This window comes from Mesorhizobium sp. M4A.F.Ca.ET.090.04.2.1, assembly GCF_003999085.1.
Lineage (GTDB): Bacteria > Pseudomonadota > Alphaproteobacteria > Rhizobiales > Rhizobiaceae > Mesorhizobium.
In genome coordinates this window covers 1-10,606 of record NZ_RZOT01000175.1, presented here as the reverse complement: position 1 = coordinate 10,606, position 10,606 = coordinate 1, and the positions used below count along the sequence as shown (strand labels likewise).

Annotated in this window: 9 protein-coding genes and 1 pseudogene; 4 read left to right on the top strand and 6 right to left on the bottom strand. The window is 63.7% G+C overall.

The genetic code is table 11. The features are described from left to right. Positions 1–75 precede the first annotated feature (75 nt). Positions 76–453, bottom strand: a complete 378-nt coding sequence (locus EN781_RS14490) for a DUF2259 domain-containing protein (protein ID WP_245455269.1) — start codon at positions 451–453, stop codon at positions 76–78. A gap of 81 nt (positions 454–534) precedes the next feature. On the opposite strand from EN781_RS14490, the gene EN781_RS14485 reads away from it, so the two are divergent. The 3 genes from EN781_RS14485 to EN781_RS14480 all read left to right on the top strand — a co-directional run bounded on the left by EN781_RS14485 (position 535) and on the right by EN781_RS14480 (position 3,481). Further along, complete coding sequence (locus EN781_RS14485; protein WP_126056843.1) at positions 535–2,442, top strand: propionyl-CoA synthetase; 1,908 nt, start codon at positions 535–537, stop codon at positions 2,440–2,442. Between the two features lie 46 nt (positions 2,443–2,488). Next, positions 2,489–2,626: a hypothetical protein gene (locus tag EN781_RS34350; protein WP_189347572.1), complete on the top strand. Its 138-nt coding sequence runs from the start codon at positions 2,489–2,491 to the stop codon at positions 2,624–2,626. Positions 2,627–2,773: 147 nt separating this feature from the next. Beyond that, positions 2,774–3,481: a metallophosphoesterase family protein gene (locus EN781_RS14480; protein ID WP_245455270.1), complete on the top strand. Its 708-nt coding sequence runs from the start codon at positions 2,774–2,776 to the stop codon at positions 3,479–3,481. Positions 3,482–3,504: 23 nt separating this feature from the next. Here EN781_RS14480 and EN781_RS14475 read toward each other — a convergent pair whose 3' ends face one another. Next, positions 3,505–4,497, bottom strand: coding sequence for an NmrA/HSCARG family protein (locus EN781_RS14475; RefSeq protein WP_126056845.1), 993 nt, complete (start codon positions 4,495–4,497; stop codon positions 3,505–3,507). Here EN781_RS14475 and EN781_RS14470 point away from each other — a divergent pair. Then, entirely contained in the window at positions 4,496–5,590 is a 1,095-nt protein-coding gene (locus EN781_RS14470) for a LysR family transcriptional regulator (RefSeq protein ID WP_348627210.1), read from the top strand. The two genes, EN781_RS14475 and EN781_RS14470, sit on opposite strands and share 2 nt — an antisense overlap. A gap of 91 nt (positions 5,591–5,681) precedes the next feature. On the opposite strand, the gene EN781_RS14465 is transcribed toward EN781_RS14470, so the two are convergent. From EN781_RS14465 to EN781_RS14450, 4 genes and pseudogenes are all read right to left on the bottom strand, one after another. Then, positions 5,682–8,066 carry a polysaccharide biosynthesis tyrosine autokinase gene (locus tag EN781_RS14465; RefSeq protein WP_126056846.1) on the bottom strand — a complete coding sequence of 795 codons (2,385 nt, stop codon included), beginning with the start codon at positions 8,064–8,066 and terminating at the stop codon, positions 5,682–5,684. A gap of 167 nt (positions 8,067–8,233) precedes the next feature. Further along, the gene (galU, locus tag EN781_RS14460) at positions 8,234–9,130 is read right to left on the bottom strand and encodes a UTP--glucose-1-phosphate uridylyltransferase GalU (protein ID WP_126056847.1); all 897 of its coding nucleotides are present in this window, start codon (positions 9,128–9,130) and stop codon (positions 8,234–8,236) included. Positions 9,131–9,190: 60 nt separating this feature from the next. Beyond that, a complete protein-coding gene (locus tag EN781_RS14455; protein WP_126056848.1) occupies positions 9,191–10,153 on the bottom strand; it encodes a glycosyltransferase family 2 protein in 963 nt (320 codons plus the stop codon). Next, positions 10,143–10,606: pseudogene (locus tag EN781_RS14450) on the bottom strand (glycosyltransferase family 2 protein); the annotation flags it as partial. The gene EN781_RS14455 and the pseudogene EN781_RS14450, both read right to left, overlap by 11 nt.

Sequence of the window (10,606 nt, the reverse complement as noted above, 5' to 3'; positions counted from 1 at the left end):
AACAGGGCGGACAGGCAGGAACGGTGCCGTGGCACCGCCGGCAGGGTTTGCATGCCCCGGCCGGGCCGGCGTTGTTCAGCGCGCCCGGCCTGTCACCGCGATGAAGCGGCGGTCGCGGCCTTCGAAGCCCTGGCTGAAGCGCTGGACCAGCACGGCAATCACCGCCGGCTTGCCCTCGGGCGCAAATTCGTAGGCCTCCGACAGGGAGTAGGAGATCGGGCAGTTCCTCGAGCCCGGCACCGCCTTGTCCTCATGCAATATCTTCAACGGCTTGCCGTCCTGGCCCTGCAACGTCAGCCGGAAGCCGAGCGCCTTGCCCGATATGTCGCCATTTTGCTGCGTCTCGAAGCTCGCCGAGCAGTCCGCCGTGCTCGCGGCCTGGCCCAACGCATGGCGGGCAGCTATCAGCATGCCATGGTGCCGGATATTTGCGGCCGAGACGAGATCGGCCATCGACGAATTTCGGGGAAGACATGGCCGGCAGGAAGAGCATAGGCTATTCGAGGACGGCAAATTTCCTGGGGAGGAAGCTGGATGGCGTCACGCTACCACGAGGTCTATGAGGGCTGGAAACGCGATCCGGAGCAATTCTGGGCGGACGCGGCGAAAGCCATCGACTGGTTCTCCCCCTATGGGCGCGTCTTCGATGCCGAGGCCGGCGTCTATGGCCGCTGGTTCACCGGCGCCTCCTGCAACACCTGCTTCAACGCCATCGACCGCCATGTCGCCAGCGGCCGCGCCGAGCAGGTGGCGCTGATCCACGACAGCGCGATCACCGGCACGATCAGGAAATTCACCTATGTCGAGCTGAAGCGCGAAGTGATCGCACTCGCCTCGGTGCTGAAGAACCGCGGCATCGGCAAGGGCGACCGCGTCATCATCTACATGCCGATGGTGGCGGAAGCGGCCTTCGCCATGCTCGCCTGCTCGCGCATCGGCGCCGTGCATTCGGTGGTCTTCGGCGGCTTCGCCTCGCATGAACTCGCCACCCGCATCGACGACGCCAAGCCGAAGCTGATCATCTCGGCATCCTGCGGCCTGGAGCCCGGACGCACCGTCGCCTACAAGCCGCTCCTCGATACAGCAATCGAGCTCTCCAGGCACAAGCCTGACGCTTGCCTGATCCTGCAGCGCGAGCAGTTGCGCTGCGAGCTGAAGGACCATTACGACATCGATTATGCCGACGCGGTTGGGCGCGAGCGGGCCGCCGGGGCCAATGTCGACTGCGTTCCGGTGCTGGCCACGGACCCGCTCTATATCATCTATACGTCGGGCACGACCGGCCAGCCGAAGGGCATCGTGCGCGACAATGGCGGCCACATGGTCGCCTTGAAATGGACGATGGAGAACGAGTTCGGCGTCAAGCCGGGCGAAGTGTTCTGGGCGGCTTCCGACGTCGGCTGGGTGGTCGGCCATTCCTACATCGTCTACGGCCCGCTGCTGCATGGCGCAACCAGCGTGCTGTTTGAGGGCAAGCCGGTCGGCACGCCGGACGCCGGCACCTACTGGCGGGTGATCTCGCAGCATGGCGTGGTGGCGCTGTTTACCGCGCCGACCGCCTTCCGCGCCATCAAGGGACAGGACCCGCGCGGCGAATTCGTGCCGAGTTACGATCTGTCGAAATTCCGCACGTTGTTTCTCGCCGGCGAGCGCGCCGACCCGGAAACCATCAAATGGGCCGAGCAGAAGCTCGCCGTGCCGGTGATCGACCACTGGTGGCAGACCGAGACCGGCTCGCCGATGACCATCAACCCGGCCGGCCTTGGGCTCTTGCCGGTGAAATACGGATCGCCCGGCGTGCCGATGCCGGGCTACGATATTCGCGTGCTCGACGATGCCGGCCATGAAGTGGCCCGCGGCACGCTCGGCAATGTCGTGGTCAAGCTGCCCTTGCCGGCCGGCTGCCTGCCAACGCTGTGGAACGCCGACGCCCGCTTCCGCCAGGCCTATCTCGAGGAGTTCCCAGGCTTCTACAAGACGGCCGACGCCGGCATGATCGACGAGGATGGCTATCTCTATGTCATGGCCCGCACCGACGACATCATCAATGTCGCCGGCCATCGGCTATCGACTGGAGCGATGGAGGAAGTGCTTGCCGCGCATCCCGACGTCGCCGAATGCGCCGTCATCGGCATCGCCGACGCGATGAAAGGCCAGGTGCCACTTGGCTTCGTCGTACTCAACGCCGGCGTTTCGCGCGACATCGGCCTCATCGAAAGCGAGGTGGTAGGACTTGTGCGCGAGCGCATCGGCCCGGTCGCCGCCTTCAGGACGGTGGTGACGATCAAGCGCCTGCCCAAGACGCGCTCTGGCAAGATCCTGCGCGGCACCATGCAGAAGATCGCCGACAAGGAAGAATGGACCATGCCGGCGACCATCGACGATCCGGCCATCCTCGACGAGATCACCGCGGCGCTCAAGGGACGCGGCATCGGGGTGTAGCCGGGCATGCATGGTCGCTCGCGCGCGCCCGACCTTTTGCTGCGCAATGCAGAAAACCACCTTTGGCGGCGTCGATATCCTGCGGTTCCTGGCCGCCGCGCTGGTGATGTTCTGTCACTACCGCTACCGGCTCAAGCGGCTTAACTTCAGGTTTCCCGCGCCTGAAGTCACGAGCCCGTGGTAATTCCGGCCAAGCATGATATCGAGGCTTCATGCGTGCCGTGTGACATGCTCCCGAAACCCCCATGCGAGCATCGAGCCTCATTCCGTGAGCCTGTTCCAGCGATCGAGACGACCCCGGACCGCGCCGCGCGATCGTCTGGAATTGGAAATGCAGGACACGGTCGTCTATGCGATCGGCGATGTGCACGGCTGCTACAAGGAGCTGCGGTCGCTGGAACAAAAGATCCTGCTCGACGCGTTGCCCTTTCGCGGGCGCAAGATCATCATCATGCTTGGCGACTATGTCGACCGCGGCCCGAACTCGAGACGCGTCCTCGATCATCTCATCGCGCCGGCGCCGCAAGGCTTCCTGCGCGTCTGCCTGGCGGGAAACCACGAGGTCGCCATGCTCGGCTATCTCGACGGGCATCTGTCGCGGGAACTTTGGCTGGCGATCGGCGGACTCGAGACGCTCTATTCCTATGGCGTCGACCCGGCACGCCTTGGCGACCTTTACGGCTCAAGCGAGGAGGTCGACCGGCGCATCCGCGCCGCCATTCCCGCCGGCCATGTCAGCTTCTTGCGCACGCTGCCGGTCATGGTCTGCTCGCGCAAGTTCGTCTTCGTCCACGCCGGCATCCGGCCGGGCATCGACCTCGTCGAGCAGGACGAGGACGACCTGCTCAACATCCGCTCGGAATTCTTCGAGAAGGCCCATATCCTCGACCGCTGGGTGGTGCATGGACACACGATCGTGGATGTGCCGAAGTTCGAAGGGCACCGGCTCGGCATCGATACCGGCGCCTTCCGGAGCGGGCGGCTGACCGCGGTCAGGATCGTCGGCAAGCACGGCAAGCTGCTGTCTTCGGCGGGTTAAAGAAGAGCACAGCGTCGCCGCTCTCAGATCGGCGCAAGCTCGGCCTCGGCGGCGGCGCCATAGGACAGCAAGTCGCCCTGCCATTTGCTGCGCTTGAGGAACTGTTCCCAGGTCAGCGCATTCGGATCGATCTTCCGACTCCAGGTCAGATCGCGCCCGGGAGCGTAGTAGCCATATTCGACGGCATATTCGACCATGCCCACCAATTCGCGCACGAGATGCTCGTTGCCGGCGAAACCCGGAAAATGGCGCAATAAGTCTTCGCGCGAGTATGCAGAGGCGTAGCGCGCGCGCTTGCCGGTGACGCGCACAAACGTGTCCACCATTTGCTGCGCCGAGATAAACTCGCCGATCACGGGCAGCGCCTCCCCGGTGTATCGCGCGGGGTGATCGAAGATCTCGCGCACCGCTGGACCGGCCGCAGTGAGCGGGTCGCAGAACGGCACGGGGATGTCCGGAGGCAAGTATATGGCGAAATCTATGCCGTCCTCCACACCTTGCGGCACGTAGTATTCCAGGAAGTTGGTGTAATAAAACGCCAAGTATACAAACGAGCTGCGAATGGGTAAGCTGCGGATGTAATCCTCTACCTTCGCCTTGTCCGTGAAATGCGGTGCCCACTTGGTGCCGCCGGTGATCGCTTCGACATTTTCGAGCCCGCTGAAAACCACGTGTTCGACACCAGCGGCCACTGCCGCGTCGGCCAACTCCTTTCCGAGGTTGAGTTCGGGTTCCGCCGGCGGCACCTTGACGATCGGCGGCGTCATCAAGAACGCCCCGGCCGAACCTTTCAGTGCTTCGGTCAGTTCGGCCTGCCGGCCGAGTTCCAGGGGCGCCACCACGACCTCGGCCCCTTTCTTCGCCAAGGCTTGCGCTGGTTGGCTGTCGAGACGGCGAGTCAGCGCGCGCACGCGGTAGCGTCCACTGTCGAGCAGGGACTTGGCGACGCTGCGACCCTGCTTGCTCGAGGCCCCGACAACGGTGATCAGGGGTTTGGAGGTATCGATCTGGCTCATGCTGATTATATCCCGGCTTGAGGGCGAAATCGCTTCGGCCCCGGACAGACGACCACGCCTGGCCGCCGAAAAGCGTGCCGCGACGTTTGGCTTCAGCAAGAGTCTCGGACGCTTCGACGTATTTTTGAAATCGCATAAGTTATCGGCTACTATCCATTCCATGGATACCAAACGCCTTGATCTCAATCTGTTGGTTACGCTGGAGACGCTGCTGATCGAGCGCAACGTCACGAAGGCGGCTGCCCGACTGCATCTAAGCCAGCCAGCGGTAAGCGCCCAGTTGAACCGCCTCAGACAAGAGTTCGACGACCAACTGCTGATTCCCGCCCAGCGAGGGATGACGCCGACGGCCAAAGCAATGGAACTGCTCGACCCGTTGCGCCAAACCCTTGATCAAGTTCGCGCCACGCTCAGCTCGCATCGGAACTTCAATCCGGCGAAGGCCAGGCTGATCTTCGCGATTGCCTGTACGGACTATCTGCAAGCCGCGATAGTCAAGCCGCTTGTCGTGGAGCTCAGGACGCTAGCACCGGGCGTTCGCGTTGCGATACGCAATCTGGACCTGCCGCAACTGGAAGCGCAGATGGCGCGCGGTGATGTGGATTTGGCACTGATGACGCCGCAGGAGGCCCCGCAAGGTCTTCGCGCTCGACATCTATTCGATGAGCGCTACGTGCTTATCGGCCGCAAGAAGCATCCGCGGCTGCGGGAAGGAATCACGGTCGCTGAATTTGCCGAGTTGGAGCAAGTGGTCGTGTCCCTGGAAGGCGGCGGCTTCGCGACACCGGTAGACAGTGCTTTGGCCGCTCTCGGACATAAGCGTAATGTCGTGCTCTCCGCGGCTTCGTTCCTGTTCGTCCCCGAGATCGTGTCTCGCTCGGACTTCGTCGCGCTGGTCCCGGAACGGCTGGTGCGTGATTGCGCGGACAAGCTTGACGTGATGGACTGTCCGTTTCCCGTTGAAGGCTTCGCGGTGGGAATGGTGTGGCATGAGCGCAGCCACGGACACAGCGGCCAGCGCTGGATCCGTGAGACCGTAGTCTCGCTTGTCGCGCATGAATCCTCGTCTCGGGCGCGCCATGGTTACGGCTAGACCGGTTCGGCGTTCATGGAAACGCCGAACCGCTCTGTCTCTTTGGCGCGATTTCGGACGGAAAACCGTCCACGCTTTTTCAGGAATTGCGTCACGCAGCCTGTTTGGTGCGCGCCTCCGACTTCTCCAGATAATAGGTCGAATAGCGGTCGAAGAATTTCTCGGAGCCACCGAGCGATCCGTATTTCGCGAGCCGCTTCAAATCAACCTTGTTGAGCACGGCGCCAATGATCTTGTTGGCGACGTAGGGCTCCGATTCCAGCATCGAGCGCACCATCGCGCGCGGCGTGCGGCCCCATTCGGTGACCAGCACGAATCCGTCGACGAGCGGCGCGAAGGCCTTGGCGTCAACCACCGGACCCAGCGGCGGCAGGTCAACGACGATGTATTCGAACGTCTCCTTGGCATTGTCGATGAAGCGGCGCATGCCGGCCGAGGAGAGCAGCTCGCTGGTGTGCGAGAACTGGCCGCGCAGCACGGCCGGGATGATCGCGAGCTTCGTCTGCCGATCGACCTTGCCGACCGACTGCCAGGTCTGGCCGCTGACCACCGCTTCCATCAGCCCTTGCTCGGTTTCCATGCCAAGGCTGCGGCTGAGCCCGGGATTGCGCAGATCGCCATCGATCAGCAGCGTCCTGGCGCCGTTGGCGGCCAGCAGCCCCGCCAGGTTCGCCGCCACCGTCGACTTGCCCTCGCCGGGCAGAAGCGAGATCACGCCGATGACGCGGCTGCCCTGGCCTTCCATGACCACGTCGAAGGCGATCTTAGCGTTGCGGAGCGTTTCGGCGAACATCGATGCCGGCGCGTCGATGCTGACCCGCATTCGCGCCCGCTTTTCCGCCGCCGAGAGGCTGGCGACCTTGGGATCGGCTTCGGCGTCGTCGGGCTTGTTGTCCTTGCCGGATCTGCCGCCGCCGATCGTCGGTAGGTAGCCGAGGAATTTGAGGCCAACGCGGTCGCGGATGTCGTCGCCGGTCCGGAAGAAGCGCTCGTTGAATTCATTCAAGCCGCCAAATCCGGCGCCGAGCAACACGCCAAGCACGAGGAAGAGCGCCAGCACCTTGGATGTGCGCGGGCCTGCCGCGGAGAGCGGCATTGTCGCATCAGAAATGATGCGCACCTTGCCGACCGGGAAGGACTGCTGCTGCGAGGCTTCCTCATAGCGGCTCAAGAACGTCTGATAGAGCGTGGTGAGCGCCGTCGCTTGCTGGTTCAGATCGCGCAGTTTGACCTGTGACTGGTTGTCGATGGAGCTCTTGCCTGCCGCGTCGGCGATCTTCTGCCTGAGCGCCGTCTCACGTGTCTGAGCCACTTCATACTCGTTGCGGTAATTTTCGGTAAGCTGCTTCAGCTCGCCAAAAATCTGCGCCGACACGTCGGCCTTCTCCTTGGCAAGCGCGACCGCTTGGGGATGGTCCGCACCGTAATTGGCCGAAACATCCTGCAGCCGCTTGGCGATGGTGAGATAGCGGGTCTTGAGCGTCGTGATGACCGAGCTGGCCGGCTGATCGCTCGCGATGGCCGAGTCGTTGAAGGCGTTGTCGGAGCCGCTGTCGACGATCGCCTTGTATTGCTGATAGCGGGCGCTGGCGCGAGCCGTATCGGCCTGCGCGACGATGAGCTGGGCATTCAGGTCGGCGAGCTGCTTGTCGCTCATCAGCTGCCCGTCGCTGTTGGCGGACAGCCCGTGCTCGGCCCGGAACGTCTCAACCGCCATCGACGCCTTCTGCGAGCTTTCGCGAAGCTCCGCCAAGCGGCCCTGCAGCCAGACGGCCGCGCGTTCGGTGGCGTCGAAGCTGGCGTTGAGCTGGTCGGCGAGATAGGCATCGGAATAGGCCTTGGTGATCGCCGTCGCCAGCGCCGGGTTCGGCGACTGATAGCCGATGGCAATCACATAGCTGCGGCCGTTGCGCTGCGCCTGCACCTCGTTCTGCAGCTTCAGCACGGCATAGTCGTGGCTCGCTTCCTTTTTCATGGCCTCGCGCGTCGCGGCGTCGACATTCTCCATGCCGGGAATTTCGTCGGCGGAGCTGCTGCGGAAATAGCCGATCACGCCGCGCAGGAAACCGATGCCCTTCGCCAGAGCCGATTGCGGCGGATTCATGAAGTCCTGGTTCTGGTCGAGTTTCAGCTTATCGACCACCACCGATGCCAGGCGGGCCGAGTTGATGATTTCGATCTGGCTGAGCAGGGCGGCATCCGTCTGCATGGTGACGGACGCGGCGGAGATGTCGTCGACGACCTTGTTCAGGCCCTCGTCGATCAGCACGCTGGCGACCGACATGTATTGTTTGGGCGTGGTCTGCAGATAGATTACGCCGAGGAACAGGCCTATGACGGCGCACACCGCCACCACCTTGACCTGCCGCGCGGCCATGCCGAGCAGACGTTCGATGTCGATGAAGTCCTCACCTTTTTCCGCGTCCGCGCTAGGCAATGGAATCCTCTTGTCGAGGGGAAAATTGGCATAGTTCATCGTCGGTCCAATTCCAGGTTGCAGGCGCTATTGGCCTTCGAAGATTGGCGTCGTCACCAGAAAAGACCACGCAACATTCATGCCAGAAAGCGCTTGGCCGGGTCGGCCAAGCGCGGCGGCGTTTGTCGCGCCATCATCGATACGCATATGCACCCAAAAGATGGGCATTATGCGGCTTCTTCCCGGCGCTCGTGCGTCCGGACGAATTGCTGCAGCATCTCGAAGACCGGTCCTTTCATGTCGTCGCGGGCCAGGGCAAAGGCGATGGTGGCCTCGATGAAGCCTTCCTTGGAGCCGCAGTCGAACATGCGGCCATTGAAGGGCTGGGCATAGAAGGACTGGCTTTGCGCCAGGCGGACCATGGCGTCGGTGAGCTGGATCTCGTTGCCGGCGCCGCGCTGCTGGTTGCCGAGCAGGGCGAAAATCTCCGGCTGCAGAACGTAGCGGCCGTTGATGTAGAAGTTCGACGGCGCATTGGCCGGCGCCGGCTTCTCGACCATGGCCGTCACCTCGAAACCGGTGCCGATCTCGGCGCCGCGGCCGACGATGCCGTATTTGCTGGTCTCGCTCGGCTCGCAACGCTCGACGGCGATGACGTTGCCGCCGGTGCGCTGATAGAGGTCGACGGTCTCGGCAAGACAACCGCGCCCGCCGAACGATACCATGTCGGGCAGGAGCAGGGCGAAGGGCTCGTCACCGATCACCTCGCGCGCGCACCATACGGCGTGGCCGAGGCCCTGCGGCGACTGCTGACGGATGAAGGAAGTGGCGCCGGCGACGGGGAGCAGGCTTTCGAGCGACTGCAACTGCGCCTTCTTGCCGGTCTGCTCCAGGGTCCCGATCAATTCAGGATGCAGGTCGAAATAGTCCTCGATGACCGCCTTGTTGCGGCCGGTCACGAAGACGATGTGCTCGATGCCTGCCTCGAAGGCTTCGTCCACCGCATATTGGACGACCGGCTTGTCGACCACGGGAAGCATTTCCTTCGGCATCGACTTGGTGGCCGGCAGGAACCGCGTTCCAAGCCCCGCCACCGGTATGACTGCCTTCCTGACTTTCTTCATCGCATAGTCCTTTTGAGAAGATCGATTTCAATATGCCGCAGGCTCCGAACCCACTCTCCGTCAGCCCGCACTCTCACCTCCCCGTCCCACGGCAAACTGTGCCGCAACCCTTCGCAACCGGACGGCGATCGGCATGCTCATATGCCTCACCGCCGCCGGATCACTGAGCGCCGTCCACATCGCCCTGAGCGGCGAGCGCGCCTTGATGTGCTGGACCAGCGACAGGAACGAAGCCGCCCGGCGCAGGCTACGGCTGCGCCTGGCAAAGGCAGCCGCGGCGGCCGCGTCCATGAGATGCGTCTCGGCGAAGGCGGCGTCGGCCGCACGCATCGCCTCGACATGATGCAATTCCAGCACCCGCGAGATGGAGCCGGTGCGGATGTGATAGACATAGCCGGTCGTCGGCTCGACGACACATCTGCCGCCCTTGGCGAGCGCGCTGGCCAGCAGGATGTAATCCTCGCCGATGATCAGCTTCTCGTCATAGCGAAGGCGTTTTTCGTCGAGGAAGCCACGCTGGAATATCGGCTTGAGATAGCCAAGATTGAAGCGCGACTCGAAGACGATGTTGCCGGCGATGTAGTCGGCGAGCGAAATCTCGCCCATGCCCTCGAGATAGTCGGCCGGGAACATCGTGTCCTCGGGCACGCCGTCCTCGCGCACGACCTGGAGATTGTCGACCGCGATCACCGCGCCGGCCTTCTCCGCCCGCGCGATCATGGCGCGGATCCGGCCGGGATAGACGGCATCGTCGGAATCAAGGACCGCCACCCACCGGCCCCGCGCGGCCTCGAGGCCGGCGTTCCTGGCACCGCCGGGACCGCGATTTTGCTCAAGCGCGACGACCCGCACGATTTCCTCTGGATAGGCGCGCGCCACGTCGAGCGTCCGGTCGCGCGAACAGTCGTCGACGACGATGACCTCGACGGAAACGTCATGCTGGGCAAGGGCACTGGCGATCGCCCGGTCGAGGGTCGCCTCGGAATTGTAGGCGGCGATGACGAAGCTGACGTCAGGCTGCATGCTTGCCTCCTTCCTGCGCGGAGGTGAGGCCGTACTGGCGGATCTCGCGAACGCCGACGAGGCCGCTGACGACGCCGACATGCATGATGCCGCGCAGCACGCTGCGGTTCCTGCGCACCGGGCTGATCGCGGTCAGCGCCGCCATGCCGAAACAGTAGGCCGCCTTGGCCGAGGCGAGGCCCACTTGCGCGACGCGCCTGAAGCCGCTCGCGCCGTGCCCGATCAGATGACCGTGCGTCTGCCCGAAACGGAAGCGGCGGCGGCGCAGCCAGTCGAACGCCGCCCTGGCGCGCGGCACCACCTCCTCGACCAGCGCATCCGGTGAAAACGCGATGCTGCCGCCGTCCCTGACCATGCTGTCGAAGAACTCGGTGTCCTCGCCGCCGGTCTGGCCGCGCGCCAGGCTGAAGCGGCGGCCGCGCAGGCTCGCTTCGCCGGTTCTCAGGAGTACAT

Coding starts and splice junctions, on each gene's coding strand:
- EN781_RS14485 (WP_126056843.1), top strand. CDS start 535: ATGGCGTCACGCTACCACGAGGTCTATGAGGGCTGGAAACGCGATCCG.
- EN781_RS14480 (WP_245455270.1), top strand. CDS start 2,774: ATGCAGGACACGGTCGTCTATGCGATCGGCGATGTGCACGGCTGCTAC.
- galU (WP_126056847.1), bottom strand. CDS start 9,130: ATGAAGAAAGTCAGGAAGGCAGTCATACCGGTGGCGGGGCTTGGAACG.
- EN781_RS14465 (WP_126056846.1), bottom strand. CDS start 8,066: ATGAACTATGCCAATTTTCCCCTCGACAAGAGGATTCCATTGCCTAGC.
- EN781_RS34350 (WP_189347572.1), top strand. CDS start 2,489: ATGCAGAAAACCACCTTTGGCGGCGTCGATATCCTGCGGTTCCTGGCC.
- EN781_RS14470 (WP_348627210.1), top strand. CDS start 4,496: ATGCTGATTATATCCCGGCTTGAGGGCGAAATCGCTTCGGCCCCGGAC.
- EN781_RS14455 (WP_126056848.1), bottom strand. CDS start 10,153: ATGCAGCCTGACGTCAGCTTCGTCATCGCCGCCTACAATTCCGAGGCG.
- EN781_RS14490 (WP_245455269.1), bottom strand. CDS start 453: ATGGCCGATCTCGTCTCGGCCGCAAATATCCGGCACCATGGCATGCTG.
- EN781_RS14475 (WP_126056845.1), bottom strand. CDS start 4,497: ATGAGCCAGATCGATACCTCCAAACCCCTGATCACCGTTGTCGGGGCC.